The sequence below is a fragment of the Paenibacillus sp. FSL H8-0280 genome (genome assembly GCF_045040665.1).
Lineage (GTDB): Bacteria > Bacillota > Bacilli > Paenibacillales > Paenibacillaceae > Paenibacillus > Paenibacillus xylanexedens_A.
On the sequence record NZ_CP150296.1, the window covers coordinates 2,233,319 to 2,248,763 of the forward strand.

The window sequence follows — 15,445 nt, forward strand, 5'->3', positions numbered from 1 at the left end:
TTGAACGCCGATGCGATTTTTTATGCGGAATATGCGGCAGATCATTTGTACAATTAAGGGGATCATATTATAATAGGAATGGTTAAAAATCGCTCTAATACGTATTCAACCAAGTGGAGGCACATTTATTTTGAGCCAATCAAATCGAAAACGTCATCAATATCCGCGTGGACCGCTGGCATTGATGAGAGGGGTGTACAAATACACCATTCCGGAAACACGGAAGGCACTGAATGGATGGCGTGCTCAAGCTGAGGCGATTCCGAATGAGGAGTTGCGTACACAGGCACTTGCCAGTCTGAAGGATAAACAGTTTCACTGTGAAGGCGGAACCGTCTACGCATTGGCTGATTTGCCCAACAGGCACATTCTGATTCCGCTGATCGTCTCATATCAAACTATTAGTGATTATTTGGACAATCTGTGCGACCGCAGCACGTCGATGGACCCGGATGACTTTCGTCTACTCCATCAATCCATGCTTGATGCGGTAGATCCCGAAGCAATTCCCGTCAATTATTATGCCCTCCGTGAGGAGCAGGATGACGGTGGATATCTGCGGAATCTGGTGACCACATGTCAGGAACTGACCCGTCAGTTACCAGGCTATACGTCCGCCAAGCCCCAAATTCAGGATCTGGCAGGCCTATACACGGACCTGCAGGTATATAAGCATATCAAGCCGGAACTGAGAGAAACGGCACTGCTCGAATGGTGGTCGGAGCATCGCCATCGCACACCTCAGTTTCGTTGGAACGAATTTGCTGCTGCAACTGGCTCTACACTGGGCGTTTTCATGCTGTTTCTGGCTGCCAGTGACGATCAGTTGACTGAAGAGCAAGCGGCCTCGATCCACACGGCCTATTTCCCACATGTATGCGCATTGCACATTATGCTCGATTATTTAATTGATCAGGATGAGGACCGCATCGGGGGAGATCTCAACTTCTGCAACTATTATGAGAATGTGGAGACAATGCTGGACCGAATTGCTTTTATTGTGGAGATGGCACGCAGTGATGTGCAGAAGATTCCGGGAAGCTCCTTTCACCGGATGATCATCGAAGGACTGATTGCCATTTACCTGTCTGATCCCAAAGTCAGCGAACAACAGGAAGTTCGCGTTGTATCCAAACGTCTGCTGAAAAATAGTCCAATCACAAGAATATTTTTCTTCATTTTCAGTCGCTGGATACGGAAAAATATGTAAGTCAGGTGTGATATTGCGGAGCCTGAAGTGAAACTAGAGGAGGAAGAAACATCATGACAGCAGTAAAGAAAATCGCAGTATTAACGAGCGGTGGTGATTCACAGGGGATGAACGCGGCTGTTCGTGCGGTTGTTCGCAGCGGACTGTTTCACGGTCTCGAAGTATTTGGAGTTCAACGTGGATACCAGGGTCTTTTGAATAATGACATTTTCCCGATGGATTTGCGGAGTGTAGGGGATATCATCCAACGTGGGGGAACGGTTCTTCAATCGGCACGTTGCAAGGAGTTCTATACCGCTGAAGGTCAGCAAAAAGGTGCGGACATTCTGCGTGCGCGTGGCATTGACGGTCTGGTTGTTATCGGTGGGGATGGTTCCTACAACGGAGCAAACAAACTGAGCAAGCTGGGCATTAACACCATGGGTCTGCCAGGAACGATTGATAACGATGTTTCATTCACCGACTATACTATCGGATTTGATACAGCTGTAAGCATAGTGGTTGATGCAGTAAACAAATTGCGTGATACGATGTCTTCACACGAACGTTCTTCCATCGTTGAAGTTATGGGTCGTCATTGTGGAGATATCGCTCTGCATGCCGGACTTGCTTCGGGTGCTGAAACGATTCTTGTCCCAGAAGTTCCGTTTGACATGGACGAAGTAGCAGATCGGATGAAAGCTAACTTTGCACATGGCAAACGCCACAGTATTATCATCGTTGCAGAAGGCGTAGGCAAAGGTGAGGATGTAGCAAAAGAACTGATGGAACGTTGCCCAACGTATGAGCCACGTGTAACCGTTCTGGGTCACATTCAGCGTGGGGGTACGCCAACACCTTTCGACCGTAACCTGGCAAGCCGTCTTGGCGACTTCGCTGTTCGCAGTCTGATCGCAGGCGAGACAGACAAAGGTTGTGGCATTATCAAGGGTGAACTTACCCTGACGGATATTGATAAAGTGGTTAACACAAAAAAAGATTTCGATATGGTGACTTACGAGCTTGCACAACGTTTGTCCCAATAATTCGATTCTTACGCAAAGAGCACAATCCCGCTTTAACGAGGATTGTGCTCTTTTTGTTGTTTTCCAAAGTAAGTGAGTGTTCCTATGCTACGCCTTGCGGAGTGCTGCTTGTTTTTGTACCAGGAAGAGTCTCCAGAGAAGCGCTGTTGCTCCTACAGCAAGGCCGGCAATGAGTCCAATCCAGTATCCGAAGGCACCGAGTGAAGTATACGTAGCTGTTAGGTAACCTACAGGCAGACCAATAATCCAATACGCTATGAACGTAATGATTAGTGCAGGATTAACATCTTTGTAGCCACGCAATGCTCCTTGGGTCGGTGTAGCAATCGCATCCGAGATCTGAAAGAAAATGGCGTAGATAAGGAAATGCTGCGTAAGTGCAATGACCTCTAGATCGTTTGAATACACGCCTGCAATCTGTTCGCCGAACACAATCAACACGATGGCTGTCAGCAGGGAGAGCCCGATGGCTCCACCAATTCCGAGCAGACTGTATTGTTTGGCATCTCTCAGACGCCCTGCACCTGCCTCATAACCCACAAGGATCGTAAGAGCCATACATATGCTCACAGGCAGCATGTAGAGCGTAGAAGCAAAGTTCAGCGCCGCCTGGTGGGCAGCAATTGTTGTGGTATCGAAACGGCTCATCATTAAAGTCACAGCAGCGAAGATGGACGTTTCGAAAAAAGTCGCAAATCCGATGGGCACTCCAATCTTGAGTAGCTCTTTCCATTTGGACAATGATACACGGGTCCATTGACGGAAAATGCCATACTGGGCGAAAGGTTCGACCCGATGGACAAAAAAGAGACTAATAAGAAAGATCAGCCAGTATGTACATGCTGTAGCAACACCAGCACCAACACCGCCCAATTGTGGAAAGCCCCAGCGACCGAATATCAGCAGATAATTCAAAAAGATGTTAACGGGCAGTGAAACCAACGTAATAAACATCGTAGTCCGTGTCTGGCCAAGTGCATCCATGAAGCTGCGAAGCACCGTATATCCGAAGAGTGGGATAATCCCAAAAGCAAGTGCGCACAAAAAATAGAAGGCAACTTGGGAAACTCGGGGTTCAAGAGGCATTCCGTTCAGTATAGGGCCAAGTAACAACGCCCCCGCTCCGATAACGACGAGACTGACAGCAATTCCAAGATACAGCGCCTGGATGACGTTATACCCGATCTGATCCTTACGTTTGGAACCCAGCAAATGGGAAACGACAGGTGTAATACCGATCAGAATCCCGCTTAGTCCAGTTTGAACTGGCATCCAAAGACTTGTGCCAATCGCGACGCCTGCAAGGTCGGCCGGAGAAAACTTGCCTGACATATTGGTGTCGAAGAACGACATGGCAGAGAGGGCGATTTGAGTGGTGAAGATGGGCAAAAATATAATCAGGAATTGCTTCACTTTTTGGGAAAAACTTGTTGTGTTCATGTTCACTGGCAGTGCCTCGCTATTCTAAAGAGATGTCATCCAAGTGTCATATCTGGACAGCTATTTATTGTAGTGGATTTTGTTCAATTTGAATAGGGACAGAAGCAGAGTATGGGGTACAGAGAAAAATGAACACCAAAAAACCTCGCTCCGCTTCAAGCAGAACGAGGTTGGATGAAATGAGAAGTATGAAAGAGTGCGGATTACTTATATTGTACACCTGATGTATAACGGTTGGACGCATTCCAGAGCAGATATTCATGTACATCCATGTCTTTCATTGCTCTAATCTGGTCTTCCACTTGTTTCTTGCCATACTTGACATAATGCCCACTGCCCAGCCAGCTTGCTGTGAAGTCCTGAATCCACGGACGAATGACGGGTTTGAGTTCTTTGGTAGGGTCCAGTTTCTTATGCGTATCTTCCATTGAACCCTTGATGGTTGTGTAAGGATCTTTGTCAGGGTCCTTGACCCCATACCAGCCAGTAGAATAGTGACTCGGGTATACCATCGGTGAGATGACATCCACATTTTCGGATATTTTAACAAAATCTTGTCCAATGCCTTCAGCCGCAGGTACAGAAGCGGCATAACCAAAAATATCAACCGAGACACGGACCCCTAGCGGGGCCAACTCCTTGCGTGCATATTGCACGAATTCAGCCACAACATCGACGCGTGACTTGTCAGATTTGGTATATTTCAGTACATCGGCTCGAGTTTCGAAACCTTCCGGGAAACGAACGTAGTCAAATTGAATCTCTTTGAACCCAAGCTTGGCTGCTTCCTTGGCTATCTCAATGTTATAGTCCCATACTTCCTTGCTGTACGGATTCACAAAGCTGTCGCCTTTGCCATTCGCCCAAACAGAACCATCCTTATTGCGGAAGGAGAGCTCCGGATTTTTCTTGGCAAGAATCGTATCTTTGAATACAACGACACGTGCAATCGGGTAGACCTCATGTTTTTGCAATCGTTTCATCAAGGCATCGATATCCCGAATAAAAGGTTGGGATTTACCCATTTTCTGAAGCGCTTTGTTTTCTGTGGGGTAAGTTATGTATCCGAGATCGTCTTTGATATCAATGACCATGGCATTCAGTTCTGTACTGTCTGTCAGTTCCAACAATTCTTTCATACGTGCGCCGCCGGCGCTGTAGGCTGTTACATAAATACCTTTGACCACAGGTGCATCAGGTTGAGGATCAATTTTGGCAGGTGGATTATCGGCATCAATAACAACCTGATCTTTTTGAGATTGGATAATTGCGGTGTTAAAACTGTTGGTTAACGATTGGAATTGAGGGTTTCCCTGGTCCGCCACTGTGGGGGCACCACCAAAGCTTCCGAAGGCCATAGCCAGTAAAGCCCAAAACATGTTCATTCATTTCCACTCCCTTATGTGTGCATTCCATGTATGAATTATACATTAAAGCCTCTGGGCTTTTAACCATATTAATCAAGTAATGAAACACATGGAAAAAATGAAAACCGCTTCCTGCTGAGGAAATCCCCTGCAAGAAGCGGCGTGATCAATCTGAAAAAATTATTGAATGTAAATCTCATTTTGATGCTCACAAATACTGTACTGAATGATTTCCATTGCGTCTCCCTGTTCCAGGATGCCCAGCCCATCCCGGAGGACAATCAGTGAGTCGAGTTCATTCGGTTTCAAGAAAGGGAGCATTTCCGGGCACCATCTGTTGACAATTTCAAACAGTTTTACCGTTTCCATATCCACAATAATCACCCTTTCCTACTCGAATTCCAAAATGGTAAGTCATTCGGTGCAATTCGGGAAAGCATATGGCCTGTGAAATTGAAGGGTTGAACCTGCTATACAACATATTTAGGAGCCGTACACCGTTATTATACCACAATGTTGTGAATTGTTAACCGTACAGGTGTCTTAACTTCTGCGAAATGAACCCATAACACCAACCGTTTCCACAATGTTAACAAAAGCGTTTGGATCTGTATCCTTGATAATACGTTTAATTTCAACCAACTCGTAACGGGTCGTAACGGTCATGAGCATGTCCTTCTCAATATCCGTGTAGGCTCCCTGAGTCTTAATTTTGGTAACTCCACGAGGCCGAACAAGTAATTTTTTTAACATGGCTTCGGTTTCGTTTGTAATAATGTACAGTGTTACTTTGACGTGACTGATATGGATCAGATCAAGCACTTTGCCTGTAATGTAGATGGATACCATCGAGGCCAAGGCTGTATTCCAATTGTCACTCAGGTAACCTGCAAGCATAATGATCGTACCGTTCATACCGGCCATCACTGTACCAATCGGAAAGTCTCGTTTACGCGTGAAAATGGACCCAACAATGTCGAGTCCTCCTGTGGAGCCGCCGACTCGGAAGGAAACGCCTGTACCCATTCCAATAAGCACACCGCCAAATACAGAACTAAGTAAAGGGTCTGTAGCCACAGCAAAAACAGGCAGAAGCGCAATGAACCAAGAAGTGGCTGCTACCGAAAGAATACTTAATGTAATGAAGCGTCGTCCAAGAATAAACCAACCTGCAATGAGCAGGGGAATGTTGAGAACAAAATACATTATACTAAGATTCAACGTTGTAAAATAACCCAGAAGCATTGAAATACCGGACACCCCGCCGCTTAAAAGCTGATGGGGGACCAAAAACCAGTTGAAGCCGCAGGCAATAGCTGCAGCACCCAAAATGATCACTAAAGAGTGCCAAATTATTTTGGGCAATTTAATCACCTCATTTATATTTAAAACCAGATTGCTGGTAATCTTGAATTGTTTTGTGATATAATAATTTGTGGATATTCTTGAGTAGGAAACTTTTCCTAAATGGAGCAATAAAATTTTGAAATGTTTCAAACACATGTATGTAGTTTTAGTCTTATGTTGGGGACCCATTCATGGAATTATATTCGTTAGTGAAAATAATTCGTCCCGTTGGGATACCCTATAAATATTAACGCTACTTAAGAATACAGACAACAAAGTGGATTGTCCACCATGTCCACCATATAAAAGGAGCATGAATAATTTTGACAAATTTAAACTTTACAGATTTCAATCTTGAACCACTGGTGCTGCAAGCCATCACTGAGCTCGGGTTTGAAGAAGCAACACCGATCCAATCCAAAGCGATTCCTTTGGCACTCGAAGGCAGAGATTTGATTGGTCAAGCTCAAACAGGTACGGGTAAAACAGCTGCATTCGGTATTCCGTTGATCAGCAAAATCTCAAAAAGTGACGAGAAAATCCGCGCCCTTATTATGGCACCTACACGTGAACTTGCAATTCAAGTTGCTGAAGAGATCGAAAAACTCACTCGCTTCAAAGGTCTTCGCTCCCTGCCAATCTACGGCGGACAAGATATCGTGCGTCAAATCCGTGCACTGAAAAGAAAACCACAGATCATCATTGGTACACCTGGACGTCTCCTTGACCACATCAACCGCAAAACAATCAAACTAGATGATGTACAAACTGTTGTACTGGATGAAGCAGATGAAATGCTCGACATGGGTTTCATGGAGGATATCCAATCCATCCTGAAACAAGTTCCAGACGAGCGCCAAACTATGCTGTTCTCAGCAACAATGCCTCCTAACATTCAAAAATTGGCACAACAATTCTTGAACAATCCTGAACACATTTCTGTGATTCCGAAACATGTTAGTGCACCATTGATTGACCAATCCTATATCGAAGTACCTGAGCGTCAAAAATTCGAAGCATTGAGCCGTTTGTTGGATATGGAATCTCCTGAACTGGCGATCGTATTCGGACGTACAAAACGTCGTGTTGACGAATTGGCTGAAGCTTTGCAAAAACGTGGATATTCTGCAGACGGTCTTCATGGTGACTTGTCCCAGAATCAACGTGATGCGGTAATGCGTAAGTTCCGTGACGGCAGCATTGACGTACTCGTTGCAACAGACGTGGCTGCACGTGGTCTCGACGTATCTGGCGTAACTCACGTTGTTAACTTTGACCTTCCACAAGATCCGGAGAGCTATGTTCACCGTATCGGTCGTACAGGTCGTGCGGGTAAAGAGGGTGCTGCTTGGTCCTTCGTTACACCACGTGAGATTGATCACTTGCACTTCATCGAGCGTGTAACACGTCACCGTATTCCACGTAAACCACTGCCAACAATGGCAGAAGCGGTTGAAGGTAAACAACGTTTGACAGCAGAGCGCTTGCTGGAAATCGTACAATCAGGCGAACTGAACGAATACAAAGGTATTGCGATTCAAATGCTTGAGCAATATGATTCTGTTCAACTGTTGTCAGCTGCACTGAAGCTCCTGACAGGTGACAAGAAAGATGCTCAAGTTGATCTGACTCCTGAAGATCCAATCCGTGCTAAACGTCGTAAACCGGATGTTCGCTCTGGCGGACGTAAACCATCGGGTTACAGCGGTAACCGCACAAGTGGTAGCGGCGGCAGTGGTGGTGGTTACAACCGCGATCGCAACAGCAGTGGCGGCGGACGTGGCGGTTACAACCGTGATCGTAACAGCGGCAGCAGCACTGGCGGTGGAAGCAGAGAAGGTGGTTACAACCGTGACCGCAAACCGCGTCCAAGCAGTAACGAAGGACGTCGTCCAGCGAAAGATTCTTCTTTCGAGTAATATAAACGTATGATCTGAAGAATGGAGCGGGCAACTGCTCCATTTTTTTTATTTTCAAAGTGACTGCATCATTTTATTTCACTGCCAGAAGCGGCTAGAAGCGCTAGCTGAGGATAATGACGATCTCTTTTCGGGAAGTACTGGCTTTTCCTATCTATAATAAGGTATATTAATATTAGACTTCAGGTAATTCGCAAGGCTGCAGAGGAGGAGAAATGTTTGGAATTTAAAGGAGCTATGGGTGGGATCTACCGGCTTACAGAGTGGATTACGAGACTGGCCGCAACCAATCTGTTGTGGGCTATTTGTTCGTCTCCGTTCTTGTTTTTCTTGATTATGAAACTGCTCGTGATGCAGCAGAACCTCGCAAACGAATCATTGCAAATGAACTGGGCTATAGCTATTGTGGCACCGCTTACACTGTTCCCGGCGACTTCGGCGCTGTTTACGGTTGTTCGTAAATGGAATATGGGTGATACGGATGTACCGATCTTCCGTACTTTCTTTGTAGGTTACAAGGAAAACTACAAGCAAAGTTTAATTGGGGGTATTTTTTACACACTGTTATTCGCGATTATGTATCTGGATTACACAGTGTACATGACGCAGTTCCGCAATATGCAGCTCGTGGGAATCATCATGTTAGTACTGCTTCTCTTGTTATTTGTATCACTCTTTAACTTTTTCTCGATGGTTGTACATTATCATATGTCCATCGGACTCATTATCAAAAACGCGGTATTGCTTACGCTGATCAGACCATTCCGTGTATTTTCCACATTGCTGGGAAGTGGATTGCTGTTCTACATCGGTTTCCGTTATCCGGTCTTGTTCGTTTTCTTCATTATCAGCATCATTGCTTGGTTTGCTTTCTTTAACTTCTACGCAACCTTCAACAAGATGCAGGAGCAGATGGAGAAGATGCAACTCAAGAAGGAAGAAGAAGAAGCTGCTGCGCTGGCTGAACAATCAGCAGAGAATGGTGAAACATCTGAGCCATCAGACGACAAAAACATTACATTGCAAAAATAAAACATGATGAATCGCCATTTACTTTTTACACAGTTAGGGATATAATAATTGTACATCCTGCGATGTACGTTTCGGTTATTCGTTGTTTTGAACCAATGATGATGTCTTCGGGAGATCAACACAGAATGTTGCTGAAAAGCCCTGTCTATACGACATGGGGACTTCAAAAAGCATTTTTGCGGTCACCCACCTGCCAAGCAGGTTCATAAGACAATGTAGCCGGACGGCATAGGCGGGTTCCTAAATCTTCATGTACAGCACCCTGACTTTTCCTCTACAAAAGGAATTTCAGGGTGTTTTTAAGTTGTGATGAATGTTTTTGATTGGTTTTATGATAAATATGATGCTTGCCCTTTTGTTACTACTTGAACAATGTTACACTAAGATACATAAATGGAACGGTTACAATCAAAGGAGGAAGGGTCTTGACCTTAAAGAGAACGCTCGTCGGTATCATCCGCAGCATGGAGGGGACCAGCGATCGAGCCAAGGATCCCAAATTAAAAACACGGTATTATAACTTATCCAAAGACAGAGCCTGGGAAGAGGTCTCTTCGACACTCAAAAAGATTCCGGGTTATAAAGTGCTGCATGAAGTGCCTTCTGTTGGAGAAGTTATTCTGGAGAAGCGGACTACCTTTGGACGGACGATGGATATTACAGTTTCCATTATCTCAGTAAGTCCTGTTCGCAGTGCGGTGGATATGTATTCAGCTTCACGTGGTTCACTTGGAGACTTGGGTTCCAATTATCGCACGATTATGAACTTATTCTCTGTTCTGGATAAGAAGCTAAGCAAGTATAAAGCAAATGATTGAAATAGATGATAAATAACAAAAAGCGAGTGAAGGTTAACCTTCCTCGCTTTTGTTCTGAACGTATGGTAACCTCTACAGCAAAGCTTTTACAGCAGCAATCGCTTGTTCGAAGTTAGGGGAGTCTGTCATTTCAGGCAAATACTCCACATATGTAATCCGGTCTTCGGCATCCAAAACAAAAATGGAGCGCATGTCGAGTTGGAATTCTTTGATCAGAACGCCGTAGTCTTCACCGAAAGAACGTGTTTTGTAGTCTGACAATGTAACTACGCGGTCAACACCAGCTGCTCCACACCAACGAGCCTGAGCAAACGGAAGGTCAACGCTTACTGTCAAGACAACAACATTGTCTCCGAGTTCTCCAGCTTCCACGTTGAAACGACGAGTTTGCGCATCGCATACGCCAGTATCCAGGGAAGGAACAACGCTGATTAATTTGATTTTGCCTGCGAAGTCTTTCAGGGAAGCGTCCTCAACCAGGTTCTTGCTCAGTGTAAAATCAGGTGCTTGATCGCCGACTTTCAGTTCGGGTCCGATCAATGTAATAGGGTTGCCTTTAAATGTGGCTGCGCCTGTACGTTCTTGTGTCATAATAATGTTCCTCCTTATAAATTGGTGATCCGTGCCAAAATCCATTATAATCTTTTATGAAAGGCATTGTCCAATTCGGGCATGTACCATTACGATGGATCAGAGATGTAAGTCCGATCTGAACAGGGTGGAGTGAAAGAAGAAATTTATGATATTTATTCGCTATGAGAACTGGAAAGGTTATTTGAAGTATTTCCCTTTGACGTCGCTTTTTTTAATTGCCAATGTAGTCATGTTTATTGTGTTAACGGTGAACGGTGGATCAACGAACAATATGGTGCTGCTGAAATTTGGGGCACTTACGAATCATGAACTGTTCGCACAGGAGTGGTGGCGTTACATCACATCCATCTTCCTGCATGCGGGCTTCAGTCATTTATTGTTTAACAGCTTTGCGTTAATCGTATTTGCACCACCGATGGAACGGTTGCTCGGGTCGGTGAGGTATGGTGTATTGTACCTGGGTGGCGGTGTATTGGGTAATATTCTTGCTGTTGCGTGGTATAACTCGGTTGGGAGTATTACCATCTCGGTAGGTGCTTCAGGAGCGATCTATGCTGTCTATGGTGCATTCCTGTATGTAGCGCTGTTCCAGCGAACGATGATGGACGAGGCTTCGCGCAAAACGATGTACACATTGCTTTTGTTCGGAATCATATTCTCCTTCGCCATGTCAGGAATCAACTGGATGGCTCACCTTGGCGGATTGTTGGGTGGATTCTTTATTTACGGACTGTTGATCAGATTGTGGAAACCCCGCAGCTTAAAGCGGTAGTCAGAACGTTCTCAAGATGGAATGCAATCAAGGATAAGTAGGGTATAACAGATTGGAGCGATCAGGCGAGTGGAATTAAGACAGTTGCATTACTTTTTGAAAGTGGCACAGAAGGAACATGTAACACAGGCTGCTGAAGAGTTGCATGTGGCACAGTCGGCGGTGAGTCGTCAGATTCATCAGCTGGAAGAAGAACTGGGCGTGGACCTTTTTATGCAAAAGGGACGAAACCTGCAGTTGACTGCAGTGGGACAGCTTTTTTGCAAACGAATTGAAGGTATATTAAAAGATTTGGACAAGGCAGTCGGGGAAGTTCATGAGTTTCTGGACCCGGAGCATGGGGAGATTCGAATTGGATTTCCGCATAGCCTGGGGATTCATCTCATTCCTTCCGTGGTGGCTGCTTTCCGTCAGCGCTACCCCAACGTGAAATTCAGATTCAAGCAGGGGATGTTCCCTACACTGATTCGTGATGTGTTATCGGGAGAGGTAGACTTGGCATTCATTTCTCCTTTTCCAGAGAAGCATGATCAAGTAGATGGCGATATTGTACTCACGGAAGAATTACATGCCATCCTTCCTCCTAATCACCCGTTAGCTGGTGAAGAGACAATCGCGCTTGAACAGCTCAAGGATGATAAGTTCGTATTATTCAGCAAAGGTTATTCTCTTCGTCCTATTGTATGGCATGCCTGTCTGGAAGCTGGTTTTACACCCAAGATCGCTTTTGAAGGGGAAGAGACCGACACCATCCGCGGATTGGTCGCTGCGGGCATGGGGGTCAGTCTGCTGCCTGAGATGGCGTTATTCCAGACGAATCCGTTGCAACCGGCACATGTGGCCATTTCTCATCCTAAAGTAACGCGAACTATCGGTTTAATTCATCGTGCGCATGATAAACTGCCGCTGGTTGCTCAGTCCTTTCGTTCATTCTTGCTTGATTATTTCGGTTTACAACAAAACAATACCCCATCCGATTAACGGTGGGGTATTGTTTTTTGTTTTTGTTGTATTAGGTATCCAATTAATCGCGGCTGTTGAAGATTCCGATGTAACGAATCAACTCAAGCAGTGAAATCAACGCTGCAGCAACGTAAGTCAAGGCTGCGGCATTCAGAACTTTTGCAACACCTTTTTCTTCTTCATTACGGATGTACCCTTCGGATACCATAATCTCTCTAGCGCGATTACTTGCATTGAACTCAACCGGTAAAGTGATGAGTTGGAATGCTACAGTTACGGAGAAGAAAATGATACCGATACCTACAAGGTTCATGGCATTGAAGATGAATCCTGCAATTAACAGGAATGGAGCTAATCCGGATGCAAAGTTCACAATTGGGAAGATCCGGTGACGCAGTGCCAGCATCGGATAACTTTCTTTATGCTGAATGGCGTGGCCAACTTCGTGACACGCTACCGAAACAGCTGAGATTGAGTTTTCGTAATATACTGGTTCTGATAAACGTACAACCCGATTGATCGGATCATAGTGATCAGAGAGCGTGCCGCGTACAGGTTCAATTGGAACATCATGCAGGCCGTTAGCATCAAGCATCTGGCGAGCGGCATCGTAACCAGTCATTCCGTTCTGGTTCGGTACCTCCGACCAACGTCTAAACGTACCTTTAACGCGAAATTGCGCCCATAAAGAGAGCAAAAAGGCGATAATGATCAATACGAACATACCGTTATTAAAACTCATATTCATTCCTCCGCTTTCTAAGAATAAGCTACATCATGGTGTTCTCAAGCAAGATTTTTAGTGCCTCCATTGTACCGGCACTTTTGGTGAGGAGTCCTGCCATCATTTTACGTGCTTGTACAGGTTTCATCTCTCCAAGTAGCGGTTTGAGTTCGTTAACCTCTCGCTCAAGTTGTTGTACATGAAGCTCCAATGTTGTCAGTTTGCTGGCAACTTGTTCTTCTGTACTAACCAGACGCCACTTCTCAAGAGATTGCTTAATCTCGTCGAGACTATACTTCTCTTGTTTCATCTGTACAATACGTTCAAGCCTCGTTAAAGTTTCATTACTATAGAGACGATAATTTTTTTGTGTACGTTCTTCGGGAGCGATTAGTCCAAGCTTTGTGTAATAATCAATCGTCCGTTCACTAACACCAGCGGTCTTGGCAAGTTCGCCAATCCGAAAAAGTTTCATATCCCCAATGATATTCACCTCGCTTGCAAGTTCAAATGTAGGGAATTGTAGTTTCCACTTGTGAATTTCTAGACTACGCCCAATTTTTCTTACTAATAAGTATGATACATGATCTTTAACCGTACAGTCAAACGTTATGCTTTGGCAATCAGCATACTGCATTTCTATATCTATGTACTCATAGAATGTGATTATGTACTTAAGTGCAAGAAAAAGACGTATGACTTTATTCCCAGAAATAATTTTCAGTTTTGATGAAAATACTCTTGTCAACTTTCCTCTCTTCTGCTTATAATGACATTAAGAGTTTCACGTTATGTGAAGAAACTTAACATAAGAGGGAGTGGGGTATATGAGAAAGAAATGGTTGGTTTCTGTGTTAGTAATGCTTACTTTGTTCGCTTTTCCGGTTAGCGCATTTGCGGCTGCGGAGGGTCCGACTAACATTGAACTTCAAAGTGGTTTGAACTCAGCCTTTACGTTTCTGGCTGTTGTACTCGTGTTCTTGATGCAAGGGGGGTTTGCTTTACTTGAAGCGGGTTCAACACGAATGAAGAATGCAGGACACATTGCGGGTAAGACCATCCTGACATTGGGAATTTCAGTTATTGCCTTCTGGGCTTTGGGTTTCGGTCTTGGTTTCGGTAATGGTAACAGCTTCTTTGGAACAACAGGATTCTTCCTGAGTGGTGACAAGATGGCTGCTTCCTTCGAATCACTGGCTTTCTCCGATGTTCCATTGACTATTAAATTCGTATTCCACCTTGCCTTTGCGGCGGTATCTCTGGCCATTGCCTGCGGTGGTATGGCTGAACGTGCAAAGATGAGCGTATATATTGTTTTTGGTACACTTTATACCATTATCATGTATCCGGTTGTTGCTCACTGGGTATGGGGCGGCGGCTGGTTGGCTGAGCTGGGTATGCAAGACTTTGCAGGATCGACGGTTGTTCACTTGACTGGTGCGACTGCAGCATTGGTAGCGACCATCTTGTTGAAACCACGTATTGGTAAATATAACAAAGACGGCAAACCTAACATCATTCCAGGTCACAACCAAGTGTATTCTGTACTCGGGGTTATTATCCTCTGGATCGGTTGGTTCGGATTCAACCCAGGTAGTACATTATCTGCCATGGGGGATGGATTCTTCGGTTATGTTGCGTTGACTACTAACGTAGCTGCTGCAGCCGGTGGTGTTGCTGCACTGTTGATCTCATGGGCAGTACTTGGTAAGTCTGATATTCCTAGCATGTTAAACGGTGTGCTTGCGGCACTCGTTGCAATTACAGGAGCATGTGCCTTCGTTGAACCTTGGGCAGCGCTGGTTATCGGTGCTCTGGCGGGTATCATCACATTCTTCACAGCACAGTACTTCGATCGTAAAGGAATTGACGATCCAATCTACGCTTTCTCCGTGCATGGTATTGCTGGTATGTGGGGTGCGATCTCCACAGGTTTGTTCGCTACTCCTGAACTTGCCGAGAATGCGGGTGTAGGTCAAGCGGGTCTGTTCTATGGCGGTGGATTCCACCAACTGGGCGTACAGCTTCTCGGTCTGGCAGGTGCTTTTGCCTTCGTACTCGTAATGTCCTTCATTATTCTGGGCGGAATGAAAGCAATCATGGGCATCCGTGTTACTGAAGAAGAAGAAACAATGGGTCTGGATATCAGTGAGCACGGTACTTACGGATACCCTGAACAAATGAAAAATGTAGATTCTAAATCCAATGGTGGTACGTTCAGCTCCTGAGGTGAA

At 45.1% G+C, this 15,445-nt stretch carries 15 protein-coding genes and 1 other RNA gene; 9 read left to right on the plus strand and 7 right to left on the minus strand.

Annotated features, from left to right (window positions below):
• The first annotated feature begins 130 nt into the window (after window positions 1-130).
• Both MHI12_RS10095 and pfkA read left to right on the plus strand, forming a co-directional pair.
• Window positions 131-1,210 carry a tetraprenyl-beta-curcumene synthase family protein gene (locus MHI12_RS10095; RefSeq protein WP_017689390.1) on the plus strand — a complete coding sequence of 360 codons (1,080 nt, stop codon included), beginning with the start codon at window positions 131-133 and terminating at the stop codon, window positions 1,208-1,210.
• A gap of 53 nt (window positions 1,211-1,263) precedes the next feature.
• Window positions 1,264-2,235 (plus strand): 6-phosphofructokinase, encoded by a 972-nt coding sequence (gene pfkA, locus MHI12_RS10100; RefSeq protein WP_036609663.1) that lies wholly within the window; start codon window positions 1,264-1,266, stop codon window positions 2,233-2,235.
• A gap of 87 nt (window positions 2,236-2,322) precedes the next feature.
• Here the strand turns inward: pfkA and MHI12_RS10105 are convergent, their stop codons facing one another.
• From MHI12_RS10105 to MHI12_RS10120, 4 genes are all read right to left on the minus strand, one after another.
• Window positions 2,323-3,675 carry an MATE family efflux transporter gene (locus MHI12_RS10105; protein WP_405172965.1) on the minus strand — a complete coding sequence of 451 codons (1,353 nt, stop codon included), beginning with the start codon at window positions 3,673-3,675 and terminating at the stop codon, window positions 2,323-2,325.
• 203 nt (window positions 3,676-3,878) lie between these two features.
• On the minus strand, window positions 3,879-5,060 hold the full coding sequence (locus MHI12_RS10110; RefSeq protein WP_341006795.1) for a putative glycoside hydrolase: 1,182 nt from the start codon (window positions 5,058-5,060) through the stop codon (window positions 3,879-3,881).
• Between the two features lie 162 nt (window positions 5,061-5,222).
• Window positions 5,223-5,411, minus strand: a complete 189-nt coding sequence (locus MHI12_RS10115; protein WP_029880762.1) for a hypothetical protein — start codon at window positions 5,409-5,411, stop codon at window positions 5,223-5,225.
• Window positions 5,412-5,585: 174 nt separating this feature from the next.
• Window positions 5,586-6,407, minus strand: coding sequence for a YitT family protein (locus tag MHI12_RS10120; protein WP_036609659.1), 822 nt, complete (start codon window positions 6,405-6,407; stop codon window positions 5,586-5,588).
• A 305-nt stretch (window positions 6,408-6,712) separates the two neighbouring features.
• Here MHI12_RS10120 and MHI12_RS10125 point away from each other — a divergent pair, with 305 nt between their 5' ends.
• The 4 genes from MHI12_RS10125 to MHI12_RS10140 all read left to right on the plus strand — a co-directional run bounded on the left by MHI12_RS10125 (window position 6,713) and on the right by MHI12_RS10140 (window position 10,158).
• Complete coding sequence (locus MHI12_RS10125) at window positions 6,713-8,308, plus strand: DEAD/DEAH box helicase (RefSeq protein WP_076209022.1); 1,596 nt, start codon at window positions 6,713-6,715, stop codon at window positions 8,306-8,308.
• A gap of 219 nt (window positions 8,309-8,527) precedes the next feature.
• Window positions 8,528-9,340: a YesL family protein gene (locus MHI12_RS10130; RefSeq protein WP_017689383.1), complete on the plus strand. Its 813-nt coding sequence runs from the start codon at window positions 8,528-8,530 to the stop codon at window positions 9,338-9,340.
• 51 nt (window positions 9,341-9,391) lie between these two features.
• Window positions 9,392-9,583, plus strand: a non-coding RNA gene (ssrS, locus tag MHI12_RS10135) — 6S RNA.
• Between the two features lie 182 nt (window positions 9,584-9,765).
• Complete coding sequence (locus tag MHI12_RS10140) at window positions 9,766-10,158, plus strand: DUF1499 domain-containing protein (RefSeq protein WP_017689382.1); 393 nt, start codon at window positions 9,766-9,768, stop codon at window positions 10,156-10,158.
• A gap of 72 nt (window positions 10,159-10,230) precedes the next feature.
• Here MHI12_RS10140 and tpx read toward each other — a convergent pair whose 3' ends face one another.
• Window positions 10,231-10,749 (minus strand): thiol peroxidase, encoded by a 519-nt coding sequence (gene tpx, locus MHI12_RS10145; RefSeq protein ID WP_036609653.1) that lies wholly within the window; start codon window positions 10,747-10,749, stop codon window positions 10,231-10,233.
• 148 nt (window positions 10,750-10,897) lie between these two features.
• On the opposite strand from tpx, the gene MHI12_RS10150 reads away from it, so the two are divergent.
• Together MHI12_RS10150 and MHI12_RS10155 are read left to right on the plus strand one after the other, a co-directional pair.
• Window positions 10,898-11,524 carry a rhomboid family intramembrane serine protease gene (locus tag MHI12_RS10150; RefSeq protein WP_341006797.1) on the plus strand — a complete coding sequence of 209 codons (627 nt, stop codon included), beginning with the start codon at window positions 10,898-10,900 and terminating at the stop codon, window positions 11,522-11,524.
• 69 nt (window positions 11,525-11,593) lie between these two features.
• The gene (locus tag MHI12_RS10155; RefSeq protein ID WP_036609648.1) at window positions 11,594-12,505 is read left to right on the plus strand and encodes a LysR family transcriptional regulator; all 912 of its coding nucleotides are present in this window, start codon (window positions 11,594-11,596) and stop codon (window positions 12,503-12,505) included.
• Window positions 12,506-12,548: 43 nt separating this feature from the next.
• Here the strand turns inward: MHI12_RS10155 and MHI12_RS10160 are convergent, their stop codons facing one another.
• Entirely contained in the window at window positions 12,549-13,229 is a 681-nt protein-coding gene (locus MHI12_RS10160) for a zinc metallopeptidase (protein WP_036609646.1), read from the minus strand.
• Between the two features lie 28 nt (window positions 13,230-13,257).
• Entirely contained in the window at window positions 13,258-13,686 is a 429-nt protein-coding gene (locus MHI12_RS10165) for a MerR family transcriptional regulator (protein ID WP_017689377.1), read from the minus strand.
• Window positions 13,687-14,038: 352 nt separating this feature from the next.
• Here MHI12_RS10165 and MHI12_RS10170 point away from each other — a divergent pair, with 352 nt between their 5' ends.
• Window positions 14,039-15,439: an ammonium transporter gene (locus tag MHI12_RS10170; protein ID WP_074094452.1), complete on the plus strand. Its 1,401-nt coding sequence runs from the start codon at window positions 14,039-14,041 to the stop codon at window positions 15,437-15,439.
• The last annotated feature ends 6 nt before the right edge of the window (window positions 15,440-15,445 follow it).

What these genes read in the sequence shown, in the direction of transcription:
- pfkA (WP_036609663.1), top strand. Translation starts at nt 1,264, where the DNA reads ATGACAGCAGTAAAGAAAATCGCAGTATTAACGAGCGGTGGTGATTCA.
- MHI12_RS10170 (WP_074094452.1), top strand. Translation starts at nt 14,039, where the DNA reads ATGAGAAAGAAATGGTTGGTTTCTGTGTTAGTAATGCTTACTTTGTTC.
- MHI12_RS10165 (WP_017689377.1), bottom strand. Translation starts at nt 13,686, where the DNA reads ATGAAACTTTTTCGGATTGGCGAACTTGCCAAGACCGCTGGTGTTAGT.
- MHI12_RS10160 (WP_036609646.1), bottom strand. Translation starts at nt 13,229, where the DNA reads ATGAGTTTTAATAACGGTATGTTCGTATTGATCATTATCGCCTTTTTG.
- MHI12_RS10110 (WP_341006795.1), bottom strand. Translation starts at nt 5,060, where the DNA reads ATGAACATGTTTTGGGCTTTACTGGCTATGGCCTTCGGAAGCTTTGGT.
- MHI12_RS10150 (WP_341006797.1), top strand. Translation starts at nt 10,898, where the DNA reads ATGATATTTATTCGCTATGAGAACTGGAAAGGTTATTTGAAGTATTTC.
- tpx (WP_036609653.1), bottom strand. Translation starts at nt 10,749, where the DNA reads ATGACACAAGAACGTACAGGCGCAGCCACATTTAAAGGCAACCCTATT.
- MHI12_RS10115 (WP_029880762.1), bottom strand. Translation starts at nt 5,411, where the DNA reads ATGGAAACGGTAAAACTGTTTGAAATTGTCAACAGATGGTGCCCGGAA.
- MHI12_RS10105 (WP_405172965.1), bottom strand. Translation starts at nt 3,675, where the DNA reads ATGAACACAACAAGTTTTTCCCAAAAAGTGAAGCAATTCCTGATTATA.